The 20659-nt window shown below is 30.0% G+C and carries 28 protein-coding genes and 1 pseudogene; 1 reads left to right on the top strand and 28 read right to left on the bottom strand.

What is annotated here, in order from left to right; genetic code table 11:
* Position 1 precedes the first annotated feature (1 nt).
* The gene (locus ACSQ7D_RS05010; protein WP_437135586.1) at positions 2–1339 is read right to left on the bottom strand and encodes a PKD domain-containing protein; all 1338 of its coding nucleotides are present in this window, start codon (positions 1337–1339) and stop codon (positions 2–4) included.
* 569 nt (positions 1340–1908) lie between these two features.
* Between ACSQ7D_RS05010 and porV the strand changes: the two genes are divergently transcribed.
* Positions 1909–3012 (top strand): type IX secretion system outer membrane channel protein PorV, encoded by a 1104-nt coding sequence (gene porV / locus ACSQ7D_RS05005; RefSeq protein WP_437135585.1) that lies wholly within the window; start codon positions 1909–1911, stop codon positions 3010–3012.
* A 125-nt stretch (positions 3013–3137) separates the two neighbouring features.
* Here porV and ACSQ7D_RS05000 read toward each other — a convergent pair whose 3' ends face one another.
* The 27 genes and pseudogenes from ACSQ7D_RS05000 to ACSQ7D_RS04870 form a co-directional block, all read right to left on the bottom strand.
* Complete coding sequence (locus ACSQ7D_RS05000; RefSeq protein WP_437135584.1) at positions 3138–3707, bottom strand: hypothetical protein; 570 nt, start codon at positions 3705–3707, stop codon at positions 3138–3140.
* A gap of 106 nt (positions 3708–3813) precedes the next feature.
* Entirely contained in the window at positions 3814–4365 is a 552-nt protein-coding gene (locus tag ACSQ7D_RS04995) for a hypothetical protein (protein WP_437135583.1), read from the bottom strand.
* 7 nt (positions 4366–4372) lie between these two features.
* Positions 4373–4690 carry a hypothetical protein gene (locus ACSQ7D_RS04990; protein WP_437135582.1) on the bottom strand — a complete coding sequence of 106 codons (318 nt, stop codon included), beginning with the start codon at positions 4688–4690 and terminating at the stop codon, positions 4373–4375.
* A gap of 226 nt (positions 4691–4916) precedes the next feature.
* Positions 4917–5306, bottom strand: coding sequence for a hypothetical protein (locus tag ACSQ7D_RS04985; protein WP_437135581.1), 390 nt, complete (start codon positions 5304–5306; stop codon positions 4917–4919).
* Entirely contained in the window at positions 5303–5644 is a 342-nt protein-coding gene (locus ACSQ7D_RS04980) for a hypothetical protein (protein ID WP_437135580.1), read from the bottom strand. Before ACSQ7D_RS04980 ends, ACSQ7D_RS04985 begins: the two co-directional genes overlap by 4 nt.
* 83 nt (positions 5645–5727) lie before the next feature.
* On the bottom strand, positions 5728–6276 hold the full coding sequence (locus ACSQ7D_RS04975; RefSeq protein WP_437135579.1) for a hypothetical protein: 549 nt from the start codon (positions 6274–6276) through the stop codon (positions 5728–5730).
* Complete coding sequence (locus ACSQ7D_RS04970; RefSeq protein WP_437135578.1) at positions 6276–6650, bottom strand: hypothetical protein; 375 nt, start codon at positions 6648–6650, stop codon at positions 6276–6278. The genes ACSQ7D_RS04975 and ACSQ7D_RS04970 overlap by 1 nt, the downstream gene beginning before the upstream one ends.
* Before the next feature lie 85 nt (positions 6651–6735).
* On the bottom strand, positions 6736–7143 hold the full coding sequence (locus ACSQ7D_RS04965; protein WP_178977516.1) for a hypothetical protein: 408 nt from the start codon (positions 7141–7143) through the stop codon (positions 6736–6738).
* 42 nt (positions 7144–7185) lie between these two features.
* Positions 7186–7593 (bottom strand): transporter, encoded by a 408-nt coding sequence (locus ACSQ7D_RS04960; RefSeq protein WP_437135577.1) that lies wholly within the window; start codon positions 7591–7593, stop codon positions 7186–7188.
* Complete coding sequence (locus ACSQ7D_RS04955) at positions 7556–8041, bottom strand: hypothetical protein (RefSeq protein ID WP_437135576.1); 486 nt, start codon at positions 8039–8041, stop codon at positions 7556–7558. Before ACSQ7D_RS04955 ends, ACSQ7D_RS04960 begins: the two co-directional genes overlap by 38 nt.
* Positions 8041–8538: an ADP-ribosyltransferase gene (locus ACSQ7D_RS04950; RefSeq protein ID WP_437135639.1), complete on the bottom strand. Its 498-nt coding sequence runs from the start codon at positions 8536–8538 to the stop codon at positions 8041–8043. Before ACSQ7D_RS04950 ends, ACSQ7D_RS04955 begins: the two co-directional genes overlap by 1 nt.
* A 40-nt stretch (positions 8539–8578) precedes the next feature.
* The gene (locus ACSQ7D_RS04945) at positions 8579–9133 is read right to left on the bottom strand and encodes a hypothetical protein (protein WP_437135575.1); all 555 of its coding nucleotides are present in this window, start codon (positions 9131–9133) and stop codon (positions 8579–8581) included.
* Positions 9134–9139: 6 nt separating this feature from the next.
* Positions 9140–9340: a hypothetical protein gene (locus ACSQ7D_RS04940; RefSeq protein ID WP_437135574.1), complete on the bottom strand. Its 201-nt coding sequence runs from the start codon at positions 9338–9340 to the stop codon at positions 9140–9142.
* Positions 9341–9657: 317 nt separating this feature from the next.
* Positions 9658–9921, bottom strand: coding sequence for a hypothetical protein (locus tag ACSQ7D_RS04935; protein WP_009421318.1), 264 nt, complete (start codon positions 9919–9921; stop codon positions 9658–9660).
* A 1-nt stretch (position 9922) separates the two neighbouring features.
* Entirely contained in the window at positions 9923–10750 is an 828-nt protein-coding gene (locus ACSQ7D_RS04930; RefSeq protein ID WP_437135573.1) for an ADP-ribosyltransferase, read from the bottom strand.
* Between the two features lie 68 nt (positions 10751–10818).
* On the bottom strand, positions 10819–12045 hold the full coding sequence (locus ACSQ7D_RS04925) for a hypothetical protein (RefSeq protein WP_437135572.1): 1227 nt from the start codon (positions 12043–12045) through the stop codon (positions 10819–10821).
* A gap of 350 nt (positions 12046–12395) precedes the next feature.
* On the bottom strand, positions 12396–13106 hold the full coding sequence (locus tag ACSQ7D_RS04920) for a hypothetical protein (RefSeq protein ID WP_437135571.1): 711 nt from the start codon (positions 13104–13106) through the stop codon (positions 12396–12398).
* Positions 13107–13495: 389 nt separating this feature from the next.
* Positions 13496–13741 (bottom strand): hypothetical protein, encoded by a 246-nt coding sequence (locus ACSQ7D_RS04915; protein WP_437135570.1) that lies wholly within the window; start codon positions 13739–13741, stop codon positions 13496–13498.
* Positions 13742–13747: 6 nt separating this feature from the next.
* Positions 13748–13930 (bottom strand): annotated as a pseudogene (locus tag ACSQ7D_RS04910) (deaminase domain-containing protein); the annotation flags it as partial.
* A 28-nt stretch (positions 13931–13958) separates the two neighbouring features.
* Complete coding sequence (locus ACSQ7D_RS04905; protein WP_437135569.1) at positions 13959–14198, bottom strand: hypothetical protein; 240 nt, start codon at positions 14196–14198, stop codon at positions 13959–13961.
* An 11-nt stretch (positions 14199–14209) separates the two neighbouring features.
* Positions 14210–14407, bottom strand: a complete 198-nt coding sequence (locus tag ACSQ7D_RS04900) for a deaminase domain-containing protein (RefSeq protein WP_437135568.1) — start codon at positions 14405–14407, stop codon at positions 14210–14212.
* A 203-nt stretch (positions 14408–14610) separates the two neighbouring features.
* Positions 14611–15051, bottom strand: a complete 441-nt coding sequence (locus ACSQ7D_RS04895; protein ID WP_437135567.1) for a hypothetical protein — start codon at positions 15049–15051, stop codon at positions 14611–14613.
* 17 nt (positions 15052–15068) lie between these two features.
* On the bottom strand, positions 15069–15467 hold the full coding sequence (locus ACSQ7D_RS04890; protein WP_437135566.1) for a hypothetical protein: 399 nt from the start codon (positions 15465–15467) through the stop codon (positions 15069–15071).
* A 374-nt stretch (positions 15468–15841) separates the two neighbouring features.
* The gene (locus ACSQ7D_RS04885; RefSeq protein WP_437135565.1) at positions 15842–16246 is read right to left on the bottom strand and encodes a hypothetical protein; all 405 of its coding nucleotides are present in this window, start codon (positions 16244–16246) and stop codon (positions 15842–15844) included.
* A 241-nt stretch (positions 16247–16487) separates the two neighbouring features.
* Positions 16488–16829: a hypothetical protein gene (locus ACSQ7D_RS04880; RefSeq protein WP_437135564.1), complete on the bottom strand. Its 342-nt coding sequence runs from the start codon at positions 16827–16829 to the stop codon at positions 16488–16490.
* 137 nt (positions 16830–16966) lie between these two features.
* Positions 16967–17416 (bottom strand): hypothetical protein, encoded by a 450-nt coding sequence (locus ACSQ7D_RS04875; protein ID WP_437135563.1) that lies wholly within the window; start codon positions 17414–17416, stop codon positions 16967–16969.
* A gap of 5 nt (positions 17417–17421) precedes the next feature.
* Positions 17422–20659, bottom strand: a 3238-nt coding sequence (locus tag ACSQ7D_RS04870; protein ID WP_437135562.1) for a fibronectin type III domain-containing protein, incomplete at its 5' end; no start/stop codon positions are given.

Raw genomic sequence — 20659 nt, 5'->3', positions numbered from 1 at the left:
ATTAATGATTTTTTTGCATTTTAATATCAACAACTAAGTAAGATTCTGCACCATTGCTTACGTATTCCTTTATCTTAATAGCTCCTTTTCGCCCGTTAGCTGTCTCAAAAAGCACAATTCTGTTTGTCATTTCCTTATTGAAGGGAGCTTTGTTACTATTAGATGTAATAGACAAAGAAGATAGAGTAGCTCCCGAAGAAAGCGCATCAAAATCAGCTACTGAGAAAAACACCTGCCCCTTATTCTCTTGTTTGTTGATAAAGTAACTTTTTGTAGCATTGGGAATAGGGTCAAAAACAGCTGTTTGTGCTTCATCAGGTGATAAGAATACATTATAAGCAAAAGAAGTGCTCTGCCCGAAATACACAAAATCAATAAGCCTGCCGTTCTCCGCTGTTACTTCATTAGGTTTTAGTACTTCCCCTAAAAAAGAAGAAAAATAGCAACCTACTGTTTTATTAGTATTGATGCCTAATTTTATATCTGTAAAGGTAATAAGATTATCACCTGCTGTTACCGTAAAGTTCTTTCTTTCAGATAAAGTTTGCTTGTCGTTATTAGCTGTAAGCTCTATTTGATACGTTCCTGCAGTAGGAAGTATAAACGACGGATTTTCATCAGTGCTCTCTTGCTGAAAAGCCCCGCTACTTACTTTCCAACGATAAGCAGTGGCATTTACCGATTGGTTTTTCAAAAATATACGTACAGGAGCTTGTGTATTATGAGGGTATTCATTCGTCATTTCAAAAGCAACAACTAAAGGCGCACGCACTACTACTGTTTTCTCCATTACCCGACGCTGAGAGTGGTTACTCGTTTCCAATCGCAATGTAAATATTCCCCCTTTTTCAAAGGTTACCGTAGGATTTTTCTCCGAACTATAAGCAGGCGTTCCTCCTTCAAACGACCATTGATAAGTAGTCGCTCCCTCACTTTGGTTGCTAAGAGTAAGCGTAAGAGGTGCTATATCACTCCCTTGTTGAGTAAAACTAAACAAAGCTGATAACTCAGGGTAAACTGTAAACGATTTTTGGAAAGTGCGCGCCTCACCGTCTAAATTGGTGGTATGTGCTGTAATAGTATAAGTACCAGGCTCGGTATAACGAATATCCTCAGGATAAAAGGCATTAGAAGAAGTATAACTGCCATTAGGAAATTCCCACTGAAAAGCATCAGCTCCTGTGATTTTGTTTATGATGCGCACTTGTGCTGGAACATTGTAATTATCATCTACCATTGCAATGCTAAAATCACCCTCAATAGGCATATTTTGCTCTTGCTCACAAGCAAAGCAAAACCATAGTGCTAAACAAATTACTATCTTTAAAACTAAACGCATTGTATCATATTCTAAAACGGCTACAAAAGTAATACTTTTTACAGAATAAACCTAAAAAACATTTACTTTTTTAAGTCTAATATGTCATTCTTAACCCTCTAAGAACTAAAAAATCTGCTAATCCCCCCTACCCTATGATTCACACCTGTCTGTGTGACTCTTATCTTTTCTCTTTCTTTCGCCTCGAAACCCGGTTTTTACCGTTTTTTGCATTGTTGTACTATATTATTAATCAATTACTTATATACCCTTTCTATACCAATCGTCCAAGATTCGTATAAGCTTCCTATAAGCTCTCTATAAGCTAACCCCACCCTCCTCACAGCCTTTTTTCTCCCAAAAACCTCCCAATCCACTTTTTATATTTTTCGTTTTCCTCCGATAACTCAGACCAGTCCAATTTGTCCAACAAGTAAAACCTATTAAAAAACCTTTTTTATCACTACCCTTTTGCTAATTTCCTCATTTCCTCATTTTCTAATTCTCTAATTTTATAATTTTCTCCTCCTCTTTTACAAAAAATTGTATAATTCAACTATTTGATGTATCTTTGCAAAAATACTATTAAAATGAACTGCACTCGGTTATTTTGTTTCCTCTGTGTGTTTCTGTTTGCGAAAACACCCCTCTTTTGTCAAGAAGAAAAGTCTATTTCTACCGCTTTTCCGTTCTTAATCCTTAATTCTGATGCTATATCAGCAGGAAAAGGAGAAGTAGGGGTAGCTTCCTCTCCCGATGTGTTTTCCCAAAGAGTGAATGCTTCCAAATATATCTTTCTACCTACTTCTTCAGCAGTAGCCATTAATTATATGCCCTTCACTCATAGAGCTGTGCGCGATGTGTTTTTAGGGGGGATTACTTTTTACAAAAAGAGAATACGCGATGCTTTCGGGGCAAATTTCTCATATTTCAGTATCGGTGATGTCAACTTAACCCAAGACATAGGGCAACAATCGTATATGTTAGGCACTTTCAAGCCTACTGAGCTTTCATTGGAGGGCTCTTATAGTTTGCAATTAAGTCAATCGTTCGCTATGGGGGTTACCTCTCGTTTTTTAAGTTCACAACTATCTATTCCTTCGCAAGGGAAGAGTGTAGCCCGAGCATTAGCTTTTGATATAGCAGGCTATTTTTATTCACAAGAGCACTTTATTAGTAGTTTGTTATACCGATACACTTGGGGATTCCAACTTTCTAATGTGGGAACAAAGGTGAAGTACGACGACTTGGGCAGGTCTTTCTATCTTCCCACCCAACTGAAATTAGGAGCAGGTTTTTTATTGCAAACCGATAGTTATAACGAGTGGGAACTCTCAATAGAAGCTCAGAAATACCTTGTGCCTACCCCTAATGAGCAAGGCGTCCCCGACAAAGATATTATAGAAGCCTTAATAACCTCTTTCTACGATGCTCCTAATGGTTTCCGTGAAGAGTTTCACGAGATTAATTGGGCAGTAGGTTTGGAATACAAGTATAACCAATCATTTTTCTTGCGCTCAGGATTCTTCTACCAACACAAGGACAAAGGCGACCGAAAGTTCCTATCCATAGGAGCAGGTTTTGCTTTTAACAATTGGCAAATGGACATAGCTTATCCTTTTTCATTCTCCACCTATAACAATCCATTCAACACCTTTAAAATTAACCTAATTTACCGCTTTGGGCAACAGTGATTATTTTACAATCATCTTCTGCACCATCACATCTCTTCCCGTTTTTTAGCTTTAAGTGTAAAACCAAGTAATGAACAGAGAATTAATATGATAAGGCGGAGGAACATTTATCTAAACATCAAACATCATTTTGATTTAAGATTCTTTTCATACTCCCATCGTCCCAATTCTTTTCTTTTTTCAAGCTGATGTAAAGCCAATTCCTTTATTTTTATATCATTAGTCTCAGATGCCAATTTTTCTAAAGCTAAAAGACTCTCAGGCTGTGGTTGTGCCCCTATGGCATAAATGATTTTTCGTATATAAGGATATTTGAAATCTTCTGGCTCTAAATACTTAGGAATATTTTTTAATGCTTTTAATAGAATAGGTATGTTTTTTATATTATTGTTATAAATAGATTGAAAAGCACTTACTATATTCTCGTGTTCATTATGAAAATTACATAGCGAGAACTCTTGGTATAAAGCTTCATAATCCTTTTCACTTAATTTTTTAGGTAATTCCCATAGTATAGAATTAAAAAATTGATTGTATCCTTCTTCATCTATACAATCTTTAACACTATATAACAAAGATCTCAATTCTTGAAAATTGGCTTTAAAATCTGTCTTTTTTTTAAAATCATTTGTGTCAATTTTCCAATGATACAAATCTTTTATTAACTCATAATCCTTTTGATTTATGTTTTTCATTTGTTTTGTTATGACAAATTGTCGTTTTTCGTCGTAGACGTTTGCAAAACATCCCTACAATATGATGCAAAAACAACACTTGTGACGGCAAAGGTAATGGATAGTTTTAAACTTTGTCAATTGATTGTTCCCATCGCCCCAATTCTTTTCTTTTTTCTAACTGGTGCAAGGCTAACTTCTTTATTTCGGTATCATTAGTCTCAGATGCCAATTTTTCTAATGCTAAAAGACTCTCAGGCTGTGGTTGAGCTCCTATAGCATAAATGATCTTTCGTACATAAGGATATTTGAAATCTTCTGGCTCTAAATACTCAGGGATACTATCTATCGCTTTTGATAGAATGGGTATATTTTTGGTACTATTATTCCACATTGTTTGAAATAAATCAACAATATCTTCGTGGGAATTATGAAAATTCAATAAAAGCAATCTCCTTAAAGGTTCTTCGTTAGAGGGATTAAAACAATTTAACAACCACCCCGTTAGGATAACATTCCGAACATCTTCCAAACTTTTACCATCTTCCAATAATAAAATAGCTTCGTTAAAATCTTCAATACTTATACTGTTTTTTAACATTGTTAATCTTTCTTCTCTTGTAATTTTTTTTGAATAATACAAATTGAATATATTTGTAATCTTGTTTATATTTCTCATTTCATTGTTATTTTTTAATTTCTTTTACAAACTTAAACTCTAAGATATTATCATTAAATATTTTCAATGCTTCTCCTTTTCCAAGTGCAATATTCACTTGTCCTTTTTCAAGTTTAAATCTTGCATATTTTTCATTCCAAGGAGAAATATCTTTCTTCAAAGTAGCGTGCAATTCTAATATATCAGCGTGATTCCCACTTGCTATACCTATGTTCTCTAATTTCTCAATAGTACCTCTTTTTACCTTAAACTGAACTAATATTCCTTCATAGCCTTCTGAAAAAGCCATATTAGGTGAGGTAGTAGTCTCTCCAGTAGCCCGCATTTTATTTGTTCAAAAGTTCATCTTAAACTTTTTGACTCATAAAAATAACTCCTTGACAAGAAATACAATAGTTTAAACTCTAATCATCTATTCTTTTCATACTCCCATCGTCCCAATTCTTTTCTTTTTTCAAGCTGATGTAAAGCCAATTCCTTTATTTTTATATCATTAGTCTCAGATGCCAATTTTTCTAATGCTAAAAGACTCTCAGGCTGTGGTTGTGCCCCTATAGCATAAATGATTTTTTTATATATGAATATTTAGAAATCTCATCTTGTAAATATTCAGGAATATTATTTATTGCTTTTAGTAAAATAGGTATATTCTCAATATTGTTATTCCATGTAAATTGAAATAGAGTAACTATATCTTCATTTTCTATATGCCATTTTTCACATAATAATTCCCTATTAATACCTTCAAATAGAGAAATATTATTTATAGGAACAAGTCTTAGATAACTAAGATATTCCTTATTTTTCAGTTTAATAGCTTCTAAATATTTTTGAAGTATAAAATTATCATTTTGATAATTTGGCAATTTCTTATAAAATTCGTTTAATGATATATCTGAGGAAGCAAAATCTAAGATAGTATCTTTTTCTATTTGTGTCATTTTTTAATAATTTTTATAAGTTGAAATTCAATTATATTATTATTGAATTGATTCAAACCTTTTCCTTGACCTAAAGCGATATTAATTTGTTTTGTATTTGAGTTTCTTAATGTTTCTACTTTAAAACGAGTGCGTGTTTGATTCCAATTTCCACCAATATCTTTTGCTGTAGGCATTTTCCAAAATTTTCTTTCAACTAAAGGGTTACCATCAGTAACACCTATTTCTCTTAGTTCATCAATAGTACCTCTTTTTACCTTAAACTGAACTAATATTCCTTCATAGCCTTCTGAAAAAGCCATATTAGGTGAGGTAGTAGTCTCTCCTGTAGCCCGCATTTTATTTGTTCAAAAGTTTATCTTAAACTTTTTGACTCATAAAAATAACTCCTTGACAAGAAATACAATAGTTTAAACTCTAATCATCTATTCTTTTCATACTCCCATCGTCCTAATTCCTTTCGCTTTTCTAGCTGATGTAAAGCCAATTCCTTTATTTTTATATCATTAGTCTCAGATGCCAATTTTTCTAATGCTAAAAGACTCTCAGGCTGTGGTTGAGCTCCTATAGCATAAATGATTTTTCGTACATAAGGATATTTGAAGTCGTCGTCTTCTAAATACTCAGGAATATTTTTTAATGCTTTTAATAGGATTGGAATGTTTTCAGTATTGTTGTTAAAAATAGTCTGAAAGGCACTTGCCATCTCTTCGTGAGCATAATGAGATTGTTCTAAAATATATTTTTGATACAACTTTTCCCTTTCTTTGATATCCAACTTTAACGAGAAAAACCAAAAAATAGTTTCAAATGAGATATAATCATTTTTAGCTATATACCAGTCTAATATTTCTTGCAATTCTTTATAACCCAATAATTTAATGTCGTTTTTTATTAAAGCACTTTCAGGTAGTCTCTTAATGAATACCTTTTCTATAATTTCTAACTGCTCTTTTGTGTATGCTTTCATTATTTTACTATTTGAAAATTGATGATGTTTTCATTAAATATTTCTACTCCTTTACCTTTTCCCAATCCAATATTTACTTGAGGAGTTCCTAACCTAGTACCTTCTATTTTGAATAATGTACTTCCTTGTATCCAGTCTTTTTTATTTATCGATAAATCTCCAAAATCTTTCATTAATTCCCTTCCAGAATCTGATTTTTTTACTGTACCTATTCTTTTTAGCTTCTCTATTGTTCCTGTTTTCATCTGAAACTTTACAATAGTCCCATTATAACCAGTGTTTTTAATATATGTAAGAGTTGGAGAAGTGAATGTTTCAGAAGAAGCTGTTAATTTTCCTGTACTTTTTAGTGTTTCTAAATCTGTTTTTGTCATAACCCTATAAAAACACTTCTCCTTTTTCGTAAACTTCGTAATCACCTATTTTTTTAACTAACTTAGAAACGAACTCTTTTCTTTATTAATTCACATAATATAGCTCTTTCTCCATTTCATAAATAATTATTTTAATAAAGTCAAGTTCTTCAAGTCCTAAATCATATTTTTCCCAAGGAGATAGAATGTCTTTATTCTTTTCAATATAGAATTTTATTAAATCTAATATGTATGGACGATTCTCAATTCTTTCATTATTATAATTTATAATTCGCTCTTGTTCCTCTTTGTTATTTATAACATTATACAATGAAAACAATTGCTTTTTAAAATTGTTTTCCCCAAAGAACACAATAGATTCCTCAAGGGAATAATTATTAGATGTTAATATGATATTAAACATTGGAGAATATTCATCATATTTTTCGCCCCAATCCATCGTTTTTTCTTTAATTAAACAAAAAGGTTTGGTATTTCTTTCTATTTTAATCATATTCTTTACTATATATTAAATAATTTATAATAACAAGTTGTATTAAGACAAAATGTTTATCATATATATAAGCCAATAACCAATGATTCCTACAATATCTGTTACATAGTTTAAGATATATTTCTTATTTTTAAAAAACACCTTTTCAAACCTTGTAGAATGTTTTGTTCTTTGTCTTTGTGTAGGTTCTTTATAACATTCTGCCATAAGTTCTTCAAAAATATATTCTAACATAGATATTAACTCTTCTTTCTTATCTTCTGGTATATACACTACATCTTTTGTTTTCCAGATAGTCCAATCAATATTGTGTTTTATCGAAAATCTTAGAAGATAGGGATATAAATATTCCCACACAATAGGGTGCAACTCAATTTTTTTATCATTACATTTTAAAAACATAAGTACTATTTTATATATAATATTCTTTCTTTTTCCAAACTTTTTCAAATAGGATTAAATAGTTATTGAGATTAAGACTATGATATTCTTGAGAATCTTCTTGTCTTATCTCTTTAAATAGATTTTCTATGATATTTATATCTACTTTTCTTATTTTATAAAGATTATTTATATCCATTTCATCTATAAAATCTTGTTGTATATTAATTAATATACAAAGTCGTTTCAGATAAATTTTATCTGTATACATTGTATTATGAATAATATTCTCTCCTATATCATATAGTTTAATAATATTTCTTTCATATTCTATATTGATATTTTTATGAGATTCTCTTTCTAAAAAAGATATTGCAAATTTTCGTTTGTTCTGTTTCTCTTTTTTTGACAATAAATTCCACTCTTCTTCTTTTTTTAAAATTTCAAGGAGTCTAATTTCTTCAAGAGGAACTTTTTGTTCCTTTAAAAACTCTGTTTTTTCCTCTAAATTCTTCATTATTCAATTTCTTTTAGATAAATTTCTTGAATCAAAGGATCTGATTCATCAAATCGTGGCTTAAATGTTTTATTCTCTATTATAAATGTTCTATCTGACTTTAATAATATCTCTCCTTCAAAACCTGATTGTGAAATATTAGCTATTGAAACACCAGACTTATGCTCTATAATTAGGATTGTATTCCCATTATTTCTATTCATAAATAATTCTGCAACATCTTCATCTAATGAAGAAGAAAGAAAACTTTTTTCTGTAATTTTATCTCCCTTTTTTAATGATGAAAAATATTTAGATCCCTCTTTACCTAAGCCTCTATATACAGGTTTATTATACTTAGGTAATTTATTTAATGCTTGATTCATTAAGTTTTTTTGAGAGATATAAAAATCAGTCATAGGTATTTCACCTCTTAGAGCTCTATTAAAATTCTTATATCCCTCTTTGGTTGTATAAAATCTCAATACAGCTTCTTCCTCTAACGAAAGCTCCTTAATAAACTTCCTCGTTACTTTCCCATTTAGTAATATTTTGTTTTTAATTAATTTTCTCTATATGTATATAATGATGTTTTTTTTCTTTTAATAGAGAAAAGACCCCTTCTTTTTCCAAAAAGTAATTTATAAAATCATAGTCAAAAATATAACATTCATCATATAGATTAGGAATTTGAAATTTCTTTTTTAAAGAGAGAGACAAACCAAAATTATCTGTCAAAACAATTTTATCTACATTCTCTTCTCTAACATAATTTTGAACAATAGATAAATTCATTCTACCTCTTTGAAATGTAGCCACTCTACCTTCTCCCGTTGTTGATTGATAATATACTAATAAAATAATAGTTAGATACTTCTCTGACAACCTTCTCAAGAACTCATCATAAATGTATAGTGAATAATTGAATTGCACCTCTATTTCTATCCAATTCTCATATTCAGATGAAATAATAATAGTCTCTTTGGGCGCATAGAGCCACCACTTTGGAGTATCTAAAAATTCTATTCTTTTTATAGAATAGAAAGTTTTAAACTCATTAATAATATTATCTATATTATCATTTTTTACATAAATTTTTGAAAGAGTTCCCATAACAAGTTACTTTATTATTTTTCCTAGTTCATCTAATGAATTTACTATGATTACATTTTTCTGTTTGATTCCATTAATCATATTTAATTGCGTATTTGTGGCTTCAGACATAGGTTTGTCTATATATAAAATCACTTTCTTTTGTTCTGGATTACAAAAATTATCCAACTTACTATTTAAGAATTTATCAAATTGATTTTCTTTCACAGCACTAAAAGATGTTTTTACCTCAATTATTTCATCTAATGTAGAAACGTCTATATCTGTGATGTTTGGTTCTATTTTTTGTCCAAATCCTAATACTTCTTTTCTACTTTTAACAAACTCTCCTACTTTACCTTCTGTTATTTACCTATATTATTAACATTAGTGTTATTTAATCTTTTTGCTACTTGAATAGCATTCTTCTAATCCTTCGTTCTTTGTTCACTCCATCTCAATATTTTTCGTGCAGGATAAGTATATTCAATTATATTGCCATTTCTAACAATAATTCTCCTCCGTAAAATTAGCATAACCTAAATTCAATAAGATTCTGTCTCATTAAATTTTTCTTTTAATTCTTTCAAATAATCTAAATAATTTTGTCTCTCTATATCATTCATAAGTTTCCATTGAATATCTTTTATTTCCTTAGTTATCTTTATTAATTCAACAAACATATTTACATTTTTCTTTACAAAAAGATTATATTCTTTTTCACTTGAAAATGAGTGACTATTAATTGTTTTCATAAGTTGGTCTTTCCTCTCTTTTAATAAAAGAAGTTCTTTTTGATAATCTTTCATATTATAATTCTTTTAACCAAATTGTTTTTATAGGAATCATATAATCTTCTGGGTTAGGAGAAAAACCTACTTTTTCCACTTTAAATATCGTCTCAGACTTAAATAATATTTCTTTTTCAGATGGTAATGTTGAAAGCCCTTCTATTAGTTTTCCATCCTTTCCTTCTATTCTTATTAACACAGTATAAGGTCTATTCCTCATAGCTTCAATAACAGCATCTTCTGAATATGTTGCAGAAGTAAATCCTTTTGTTTTTATTATGGAACCTTGAACATATAATTCTGAAATTTTATCTTCAGATAAATCTTCAATTCTATATAAAAGACTATTATTATGATTAGATGTTGGTAACTTTTTCAACGCCTGATTCATTAGTTTTTTTTGAGAGATATAAAAATCAGTCATAGGTATTTCACCTCTTAGAGCTCTATTAAAATTCTTATATCCCTCTTTGGTTGTATAAAATCTCAATACAGCTTCTTCCTCTAACGAAAGCTCCTTAGTAAATTTTCTCGTTACTTTCCCACTTACAAAATCGTTGTATATTCTCTTATAATCTTCGTTAGTAAGAAGTCTTTTAAGACTTCTTGAAGACTCTGCTGTTCTTTTTCCTACTTCTCGTCTTGCTTTTTCAACAAAAGTATCTAGTTCTTTGGTGTCTACTCCTTCTTTTTGCAGTTTAGCACTTACTTTAGGCAAATCATCTAATATAGCTACTGAGAAGGTCGCTAAATCAGTAAGAGTACTTATAGTACTCCAATTCTCCACAAACCACTTGCCTCCAGCTCCCATATTTTCTATTTCTTTTCTATGGGATTCATTTTGCATATAGGCATTTAACGACAAATTTACTATTTCAATGGTTGCTGCTGTTTTCAGTATTACACTTGCTCCCTTTACAAATAGTCTCCTCTTGAAGCTCCATATACCCCTAAGAAGTTAGATGCTATCTCTATTGTTTTTAAAAGGTCTTCCTGATTTTGTTCCTTTGATAAATGATAAATATATATAATAGGTAAAACATCAACTTTAGGTGTTGTTGAATTTTTGTAAAGATAAACAGTTGCAACATCTAATAAATTTTCTTTTGAAAAATTACTTAAGTCAGAGACGTCTAATTCTGATGGGATTCCTTTATTTAATACTGTAACTTTCCAAGATTTTATAAATTTAGAACGATTATGTTCTTTAATATTTTTGATCTCTGTAAAGAATCTATAATCACCTGTCTTAAATAGCCCTAAAAAACAAAAATGTCTGAGACTTTGTTCTTCTGCTTTACTATACTTATCTGTTAATTGAAGAAGTTTATTGAGATAACGCATTACATTATCTCCATCTATTCCTGAATATAAATCATAGACTACTTCTTGATGATTATACAATTGGTTATACAAATACTTATCATCTTTAAAGCTATTGATAACATTAAAGATAGCACTTTCTTCGTTCGTTCCTGCCTTATCAATACTTCCTTTAGAAAGTGATTGCAAATATTTCCATAGTGTCTCATCTGAAAGTTCAGAAACAATAAAACTTGGAATATCCTCAAGCAAAGCATCTATTTTGTTATAATCATAACCAGCTTTTCCAAATGCCTCTTTGTATAGTTTAGCTATATGTCTTTTGCTTTCCCCTGTAATTTCAAAGCCAATGTAATTAAGGATTTCTTTTAATGCGTGATATCCTTTTGTTTTGATAGTAATAGCAGGCTCTTTTCCTTGGGCATAGTAAACATACATAGAGAAAACAGCATTATACTCGTTAAATTCTACAGAGTATCCTGTTCTTCCTACAATATTCCCTACAGTAGATAAGTTCAATTTTCCCTTTTTATCATTGCAATAAAGTCCTACTATTTTTACTTTCTTATTTTCTTTATTTGTAAAATATTCATCTAAACGAGTTTCTGAGGAATATTTTTCTAAGTTATAATCTTGCTTAGCAGGAGGAAAATTTACTTCTTTATTCTTATTGCTTCTAAGGAAATCTAATATTTGTTGTAATGAGTAAACTAAATACTCTCCTTCCCCTTGTCCTTGGAAAGCGTACAATTTTACTTTAGGGTCGTTGATTTGCTTCCAGTCACGGTAGAAAAAGTCTTGCCCCTCATTGTAATCCATTAGGGCGGTAGTTTTACCTTTGTCGGTATTTTTACCTTTGAAAGGGTGTTCGAGTTTAAAGATACCGTGCCCCAGTTCGTGGGCTATAGTGCGTGCATTGGTGCTGTAAACAAAGCCGTATTGCCTACCTAATCGCATATAGCCGTGATTGCCTGTGCCGTCGTTTACCAAAAAGATGTAATAAGTGTTCTCTTTTGGCTTTCTGCTGGTTGTAAATTTAGCGATGACTGCATTTTGTTCAGGGCTATAGGTAGAAAGGTCGCCAAACTCGTTTTCTGTGGGCAAAGTGCCGTTTTTGAGTTGGTCGCTAATATCAAAAGGTTCAATATGTCAAAGAACGTGAAAAAAAATTAATCTAAACACTCTAAATCCTCTATATTGTAATAACAAAGATTTATTAGAAAGGTATCTTTATTATTCTTATACATATCCTTAAATGTTTGGTAGATAATTTCTTTACTATAATTACTAAAAGTTGAATTAATAAACTTTATATTGTTAGCTTGGATTAGTAAATAAGTGTGTTGTGCAAAATAGTCCTCAACAAAAATTTTACACGGTTTGCAGTTGATTTTATTAGCGTATTGTAACTGAATTTTATTTGTGTTCAGGGGGTCAGTTGCTATAAAAGAGTTCTCATTGAGTTTATAAATTATATTTTCTTTGTAATCAAAATACTCTTTAAAATTAAAGTTTATAAATATATTCTTTTTAAAAAATAAGTATTTAAAAAAAGTTAAGTCACTATTTCTTACAGTTTCACCCTCATTAGTTCTAAACCAAATAAATGTTACATTTTCTTTATCATCTTTTTGCAAACGAAGTTTACCTTCTTTTAAAAGATGGTAAATCCTATTATCTTTTTTCTGCATTACTTTTAAAAAAGTTTCATATGAGGGATTGCCTCCTTGACTTGCATAAAGATCATTATAATTTTTGTATAATAAACTATTTTCTATATAAATGACATTGAATTGTACATCTAAGAATTCAATATATTTAACTATGAAAAAAGCTATTATTAATATAATAGAGCTATATGTAATTATTCTTTTTTTCATTTTTTTACCTTCCTAAGGATTAGATTATAAAAATTAGTTTTATGGATCTTATCATATTCTTTTATCACATTCTCTTTAGTCTCATTCTTGTTTTTGATATAATAGTATTTCCAAACTAAATCAATATCATCTTTTGAACTGAAAATTAATTTCGCTGTATAAATATTTTTGTCATTTAGGAACCATATTTGGTTTGTCTCTTTTGCGTTATAGGTTAAATTACCTGCTTTTAGTTCGACACAGCATATATTAAATTCTTCTTTAGGTTTTATCTTAATCTCTCCTGTATAGTTTATTTTTTTCCATATACTCTTCCTTTTTCTGCGCCCAATTCATTAGCCAATCTATTAAGCATTTTATATTCGCTATCAATATCTCATAGTCAAGAATTACCAGTCTATTTCTCCATTTTGTCTAAGTTTATCTTCTAAAACAGCTAAGCTATATCCTAATCCAAATATATTTTGAATTTTCCATTTAGTTTCCTTAATATCACAAAAAGGTACATCATCATCAATTATATTGATAATTTTAAAATCTGTTTCAAAAAACAGATTATAATTTTTAATTTCTTTTTCCAATATATCTGGTGATGTAACCATTATCCTAAAATTTAATTCTTTATTTTCTTCCATAATATTTTATTTTACACCATCTACTAATATTAACTTTATATTTGGAAACATTTCATTGAATTGTTGTATTATTATACCTGTACAAGATTTACAATACTCTAATTCTGATATTATTTTTATTTCTCCTTTTATATTGGGATTATATTTGCCTCCTAAATCTTCTGCTAGTTTATTCAACATTCTATATTCACTATCAGTATTTCATAGCCAAGTACTACTAATCTATTTTTCGTCTTTCTCGAAGTTTTTGTATTTCCATTCCAAAATGATAGCCGATATCAAAAATATCTGTTAAAGTAAATTTTGTTGATGAAATATCAACAAAATTTACTTCATCATAAATTATGTTTTCAATTTTAAAATCAGTATCATAGGTCTTATTGTACCAATTTAAAACTTCTTCTAAATGTTTTTCATCATCACAAATAATACTAAAAGTCACTTTTTTATAATTCATATCTATACTTTTTATTTTACACCATCGATTAAAGTTATTTTTACATTTGGAAACATTTTGTTAAATTGTTGTATTACCCCTGTACAAGAATTACAATAAGGGAGTTCAGAAATTATTTTAATTTCTCCTTTTATATCAGGATTATATTTACCTCCTAAATCTTCTGCAAGTTTATTGAGCATTTTGTATTCACTATCAGTATTTCTCAACCAGCTTCTTCCTCCACTTCAATGGCTTTGAATATTTGAGGCTCTCTTTTTTCCACTTTTTTCATATTTTCTACTTTATAAAATCTTCTAATGATTTAATTTCAAATTTGATTCCTGTTTCTCTTGTTTTTTAGAGAGCTCTTTTTGCCAAAATGTTAACAAATCATTCGTTTTATTTTCCTTAGACATATAAATAGATTTTATTATTTTCTCTCCAATTCTTCAATAAATTGCTGGTCAATTACTGTTTTTCCATCTATTAATAATAGCGCATCTAAGTGATTTGCCATATTTAAAAGCATTTTAAGATGTTTTAAAGTTATTCTTTTCTGGGAAGTTATTGATATAACATTTAATTCTTCGATGAAACAGATGCGAATTTCATAGTATTTTTTTTCACTATTGAACTCGGCATAAGACTCTGTTTTATTCAAACTTCTTAAGATTCCCTCCTTTGCCCAATCAGGAATTTTATCTATATTGTTTTTTCTAAAAATACCATCTTCTGTGTCCTCATTCCAAATATAATAATCCTTATGTGTGTCAATAAATTTTTTCCATTTTTCATAGTCTATTTTTTTTTCAATTTTATTTATATTATTAAATTTTTCTTTAGCAATATAAAGGTCTTTTATCTTTTTCATTTCTAATATTCTTTTCTTTAGTTAATAAAATCATCAAGAGAGTTTATTTCAAATTTTATTTGAGGATAATCCTTATTTAATCTTTCTAACCACTCTGATTTTAATTGAGGTGTTATATCTGATTTTTTCATATAAATATGTAATTCTGCTTTTTCATAAAAAAGAGTTTTGCTATTCCATTTAATACCTTTTGAAATCCCTTTAGTTAAATTATTTAAGTTATTTCTTATGGGGGTCGAATTTAGCCAATTTTCTACATTCTTAACTATAGTTGTTTTCATAGATACAGCTGCCTTTGCATATATGTCATTTCCTACTTCTGTAAAATCTTTGTAAAAATCCACCCCCTTAAAGTTTTCAACAATATTACTAGTGCGTGCCCAACCATCTGTTGTTTTATAACGATAGTTTGCCATTAAGTCTTCGAAAAATTTGCGTTCTGCAAAAACATCTGGGTAATATTTCTTCCAAGCATCGTCTATTTCTTTTAACTTTCCGTCTAATGTCTTAGAGGTAAAAATTGCTATTCTTTTTTCTATTTCGTTTAAATCTTTAGCTTTTTCGCCAGCTTTTCCTAAGTTATCTAACTGAGTGTTTATAGAATGAAGGTCTAACTGTTTTTTAGTTTCATCTAAAAAGGCTTGGGTTTGTTGTCGATAGTTGTGGCAATATAAAGCTTGTTAGGGGCTATATCATTTATGTTTTTGTAAACTAACTCAACCTCATCGTTATCAGCTTTTTTTAGCTACGGCAACCATAATATCTTCGTTGAGAGCATTGTTCTTTAGTTTCATTCTAATTGTTCTAAGCTAATAAACTCTTTCTTATCATCAATGATAATTTTAGCTTCTAAATAATTAGCCATTTCTAATAGAATTTCAGCTATTGGTTTAGTGATTTTTTTTTCTAAAGATACAGAGACTTCATTTATAGCATATTTAACTATGCAATCCCCAAAGTTTTTAGAAAGTTTTTTTGTACAATAAGCATTTGTTTTGGATAGAGAATAAGATACTCTTGATTTAAAGTCTTCAGGAATTTCATCTATATTTTTTAACACCTCTTTCCCTTCTTCTGTATCTTCATACCAGATGAAATAATCCTTATGGGTTTCTATAAAAGCTATCCATTTTTGGAAATCTATTTGCTCATTGTTTCCTTTAATATTAATAAAATTATTTCTACCTATTCTCATATCAGACTATTTCACAAAATCTTCTAATGCTCTAATTTCAAATTTAATTCCTGTCTCTCCTGATTTTTTGGTAAGCTCTTTTTGCCAAGTTTTCAATAAATCATCAGTTATATTTTCTTTAGGCATATAAATAGCTTTTATTGTTTTCTCTCCAATTCTTCAATAAATTGCTGGTCAATCACTGTTTTTTCATCTATTAATAATAGCGCATCTAAGTAATTTGCCATATCCAAAAAAGACTTTAGTTCTTTATGAGTAATTTTTTTTCAAAAGATATCATAATTTTATCACTTTGCTCAGAAAACCCTATAGAATAGTCATATTCTGTATTTCTATAATTATAGAAACAACGAACTTTTTTCAATAGGCTAACGAAACTATCTCTAAAATCATTTGGAATAGAATCTATATTCTTTAAGATATTTTTCCCTTTTTGTGTATCTTCAAACCATGTATAGGTTTCTTTATTTTTTTCAACAAATTCAACCCATTTTTGATAGTCTACTCTATTTGTATTTTTTTTAGAAAAATCATTTTTTTCTTTTGCTATGTATAACTCTCTTAGTTTTTCTACTTCTTTCATGTTTTTACTTTATAAAATCTTCTAATGCTCTAATTTCAAATTTAATTCCTGTTTCTCTTGTTTTTTAGAGAGCTCTTTTTGCCAAAATGTTAACAAATCATTCGTTTTATTTTCCTTAGGCATATAAATAGATTTTATTATTTTCTCTCCAATTCTTCAATAAATTGCTGGTCAATTACTGTTTTTCCATCTATTAATAATAGCGCATCTAAGTAATTTGCCATAGAAAAAAGTATTTCTAAATCTAATTTTTCTATTTTTCTTTCAAAATGGATCGTAATCCTTTTTAGTTCCTTATGGAAAATTAAACCAACATTATAACAATTCTTTTTATTATTATAATTGTAAAAACAGCTTGTATGATTAAATAAAGATAAAAAACTATCTCTAAAATCATTTGGGATAGAATCTATATTCCTTAAGATATTTTTCCCTTTTTCTGTATCTTCATACCATACAAAATCTGTATTAATATTAATATAATGTTCCCATTTGTTTTTATCTAATTCTTTTAATCTTTTACTTTCAATAGAGTTAAAACAATTTTTTGCTATGTATAACTCTCTTAGTTTTTCTACTTCTTTCATATTTTCTACTTTATAAAATCTTCTAATGATTTAATTTCAAATTTGATTCCTGTTTCTCTTGTTTTTTTAGAGAGCTCTTTTCCCCAAGTTTTCAACAAATCATCAGTTATATTTTCTTTAGGCATATAAACATCTATTTTTGCTTCTTCTGTTATCTTAAATCTCTTACCATTTGATATAAAGCCCTCTCCTTTTCCTTCCTCCAAAAAGCGAATATTCTTTCTAATATCTTCAGAGATTAACCATTGTTTTACATCTTTGACTTTAGTAGTTTTCATTGAAACTGCTTTTTTTGTAGAGATAACATTATCTAACTCAAAGAAATCTTTATAAAAATCTACAGCCTTAAAGTTCTTAGCAATCTCTCTTGTACGCTTCCAACCTTCTGTTGTTTTATAACGATAGTTTGCCATTAAGTCTTCAAAAAATTCACGTTCAGCAAAATGCTTTGGATAATATTTTTTCCAAGCATCGTCTATTTCTTTTAACTTTCCGTCTAATGTTTTATTAGCAAAATTTGCTACTCTTTGTACTATATTTGTTTCTTTTCCTATATTCTTTAAATCGTCAATTTCTGTGGGGAGCTTCTTGGCATTTTCTACAGAAAAGCCTAATTCTTCCCAAAGTTTTCTTTGTTTGTTAGCAAGACTTATGTCAAAAGAAGTACTATTTTTGCTCCATTTCTTAAATGCTTCACTCAATATTCGTTTTACTTGAATACTTTCTTTTGTAAAACGTTTCAATGCTTTTATATTATTGAATACAGAAGTAGCTAACCTCTGTGCATATTGTGCTTGAGGCATTAATGCTATCTCCGAGAAATTAACCATCCAAAAGAATACAGCACTTTTAGTTCCATATAATGCGATATATTGTTCACATCCATCAGGAATACTAATAGGCATTGCTGTGCCTTCTGATTCATTTTTGTATATGATACGGGTTATTGTATTGCTATCAAAAATAGATTTTTCATTATCTTTTTCTAATAAGTATAAGTACTCATATCTAATTACTAAATCAGAGAAAGAATATTCATATTTCTTTCCTTTGCGATGAAAGTCTTGGCTGTTTTGATTGTAATTGCTTGGAATTTCTTTACGTAAATCTACTTCTGACAGAATGATAGAAACATCTCGTGAATAATTCTCATAAGGAAAGTGTTTTTTAAATGTTTCTACATCAAAAATACGATTTTTCTCAAAATATTTTATATATTGTGAGTTGCTTTTTGCTCCTATATGTTTCAGATAATCTGTATCATACAAAGCGTATTCTTTTCCTTCTGTTTTATCATCTAAGTAGTGCTGTAATTGTTCTAACTTTTTAAGATTAGCTTTCTCTTGCCATAATGTTTTTAGATTTGTATTATTTGTTAATGCTACGAAGAGAATACTTCCTAATGCGTTTTTCACGTCCGTTTTACAAGCTACTCCTTTACAGTTTCGAGACTTTGCCCCCAAAGGAACGACGCTCTTATCAGTGTTTACTTTTATCTCAAGAGAGTTACGTGTATTTTGTTCTTCCCAATGAAACTCACACAAACAGTCTAAAGCTATTCCTTTTCCTTCAATTCGCTTAGAAACAGTAAAAACTTTATCTCCTTTTTGAGCAACTGAGTAGTCTTTAAACTTCTCTTTGTCTAAGAATTTATTCAATTCATTTGTTAATAGCAGTTTATTATCATTTCTTAGACTATCCAAATCCTTTTTAGGAAAATAGCCAAAAAATCTACCTTGATAAGTAGTAGCTTGATAATGTTTATTTTCCTTAGTTACTATAGTGGTTATAGCACCTCTATTATCTAGTACAATACTATTTACATTTGCTATTTTTAAAGGGACACCTGAATAACTTGGAACAAAAACATTTTCTTCCAATTCTAAACTTTCTCCACCACTACTAACAATTGTTACTTGAATATTGTTTTTCACTTTCTCTTGTGAAGTGATTAAAGTGTCTGGTATTTTTGTATCCTTCGTTGTATTAGATTGTGTTTCTGATAGAAAGTTATTGATATTCTGTTCGTTTTCTTTTAGAGATTCGGCAAAATCTTTTTCCTCTTCTGTTAAAGAGGGCTGTTGCTCTATTTTAGTTCTTATTTCTGCTAATTCTTCTACTTTTTTCTTTAAAATATCTTTTTCTTTTGCAGTTAATTCACCATCTTTATATATTTCATCTATAGAAGAATTGACATCAAATAACTTATTAAGTGTTTTAATAATAGGCACTTCCACCACATTCCTCTCGGTCTCATCATAAGTGGTTACGAGTTTTCCGTCTATGAGTTGCCGTTCGGTGTTGAGCTTGATGCCGTTAAACACTACCTTTATCTTAGTGTCTTGCAGATAAGGTACTTTCACATAGCCTTCACCTGAGTATACGCCATTGCTGCCTGTAGCGTTGAGCACCGTTACTGGGAAATCACCTGCCATAAAAGTGGTGTTAGGATAGAGGTTGTCCTGCAAAGGCTCGGTGTTCTTGATGCGTATCTCAGGTTTTACCCCACATTGCACTTGACTCTTTTCGTCTATCTGCTCAGTGGTAGTGAACTCCTGTTCGGTGCTATACATATAGCTTTCTTCACCAAAAACTGAGGTGCTATAGGCTGTTTCTAAGCCACAAGCTACCCCCACTTTGTAGATGTAAGTACGTCCCCGTTTGAGGTTCGTGAGCTTGGCATAGGGCATACTCACCTTTTGCGATTTCCACGTCTTGCCTTTCTCGCGGTACATCACCTTGTACGGGTATTCCTGATTAGGCATCATCGCCTGAGCACTCCATCGCAATTGTGCTGAGGTGCTTTCAGTTATCGCAGTGAGAAACTTCGGCGCTTCACAATGAGAGACTAAATCAAAGTAAAATGTCTCGGAATTGCCGTTGTTTTTAAAGTACGACTGTTCGTTAGGGTTATTGGGGTTATTTGTAAAAGCTCGTACCTGCCATACGTAGCGCTTGTTTTCCAACAGTATAGGCATCATATTAGTGTATGCCAAGGCTGGTGAAAAGGTTTTAGTTTGGTACACCAATCGTCCCGTCATAAACGCCTCTTCGGGCACCAATGCCAAGTCCCATACTTCTTTGAGGGTGAACTCGTACTGCATAAAGGGGGCTATATCGCGAGGCATCCATTGGAAAACAATATGCTGAAAAGCGTTCTTTTTGGTAAGCACTTCTCCTTTTTGGGGCATTGTAAGCACAGGGGGTGAATAGCGTCGCACTTGTATCATCGCGCGTCCTTTG

Source organism: Capnocytophaga sp. G1920 (assembly GCF_051417515.1).
The sequence above is the reverse complement of the archived record's forward strand: the minus strand, read 5'-3'. Positions and strand labels throughout refer to the sequence as shown.

Coding starts and splice junctions, on each gene's coding strand:
- ACSQ7D_RS05010 (WP_437135586.1), bottom strand. CDS start 1,339: ATGCGTTTAGTTTTAAAGATAGTAATTTGTTTAGCACTATGGTTTTGC.
- porV (WP_437135585.1), top strand. CDS start 1,909: ATGAACTGCACTCGGTTATTTTGTTTCCTCTGTGTGTTTCTGTTTGCG.
- ACSQ7D_RS05000 (WP_437135584.1), bottom strand. CDS start 3,707: ATGAAAAACATAAATCAAAAGGATTATGAGTTAATAAAAGATTTGTAT.
- ACSQ7D_RS04995 (WP_437135583.1), bottom strand. CDS start 4,365: ATGAGAAATATAAACAAGATTACAAATATATTCAATTTGTATTATTCA.
- ACSQ7D_RS04990 (WP_437135582.1), bottom strand. CDS start 4,690: ATGCGGGCTACTGGAGAGACTACTACCTCACCTAATATGGCTTTTTCA.
- ACSQ7D_RS04985 (WP_437135581.1), bottom strand. CDS start 5,306: ATGACACAAATAGAAAAAGATACTATCTTAGATTTTGCTTCCTCAGAT.
- ACSQ7D_RS04980 (WP_437135580.1), bottom strand. CDS start 5,644: ATGCGGGCTACAGGAGAGACTACTACCTCACCTAATATGGCTTTTTCA.
- ACSQ7D_RS04975 (WP_437135579.1), bottom strand. CDS start 6,276: ATGAAAGCATACACAAAAGAGCAGTTAGAAATTATAGAAAAGGTATTC.
- ACSQ7D_RS04970 (WP_437135578.1), bottom strand. CDS start 6,650: ATGACAAAAACAGATTTAGAAACACTAAAAAGTACAGGAAAATTAACA.
- ACSQ7D_RS04965 (WP_178977516.1), bottom strand. CDS start 7,143: ATGATTAAAATAGAAAGAAATACCAAACCTTTTTGTTTAATTAAAGAA.
- ACSQ7D_RS04955 (WP_437135576.1), bottom strand. CDS start 8,041: ATGAAGAATTTAGAGGAAAAAACAGAGTTTTTAAAGGAACAAAAAGTT.
- ACSQ7D_RS04945 (WP_437135575.1), bottom strand. CDS start 9,133: ATGGGAACTCTTTCAAAAATTTATGTAAAAAATGATAATATAGATAAT.
- ACSQ7D_RS04935 (WP_009421318.1), bottom strand. CDS start 9,921: ATGAAAGATTATCAAAAAGAACTTCTTTTATTAAAAGAGAGGAAAGAC.
- ACSQ7D_RS04930 (WP_437135573.1), bottom strand. CDS start 10,750: ATGCAAAATGAATCCCATAGAAAAGAAATAGAAAATATGGGAGCTGGA.
- ACSQ7D_RS04925 (WP_437135572.1), bottom strand. CDS start 12,045: ATGGATTACAATGAGGGGCAAGACTTTTTCTACCGTGACTGGAAGCAA.
- ACSQ7D_RS04920 (WP_437135571.1), bottom strand. CDS start 13,106: ATGAAAAAAAGAATAATTACATATAGCTCTATTATATTAATAATAGCT.
- ACSQ7D_RS04915 (WP_437135570.1), bottom strand. CDS start 13,741: ATGGAAGAAAATAAAGAATTAAATTTTAGGATAATGGTTACATCACCA.
- ACSQ7D_RS04905 (WP_437135569.1), bottom strand. CDS start 14,198: ATGAATTATAAAAAAGTGACTTTTAGTATTATTTGTGATGATGAAAAA.
- ACSQ7D_RS04895 (WP_437135567.1), bottom strand. CDS start 15,051: ATGAAAAAGATAAAAGACCTTTATATTGCTAAAGAAAAATTTAATAAT.
- ACSQ7D_RS04890 (WP_437135566.1), bottom strand. CDS start 15,467: ATGGCAAACTATCGTTATAAAACAACAGATGGTTGGGCACGCACTAGT.
- ACSQ7D_RS04885 (WP_437135565.1), bottom strand. CDS start 16,246: ATGAGAATAGGTAGAAATAATTTTATTAATATTAAAGGAAACAATGAG.
- ACSQ7D_RS04880 (WP_437135564.1), bottom strand. CDS start 16,829: ATGAAAGAAGTAGAAAAACTAAGAGAGTTATACATAGCAAAAGAAAAA.
- ACSQ7D_RS04875 (WP_437135563.1), bottom strand. CDS start 17,416: ATGAAAGAAGTAGAAAAACTAAGAGAGTTATACATAGCAAAAAATTGT.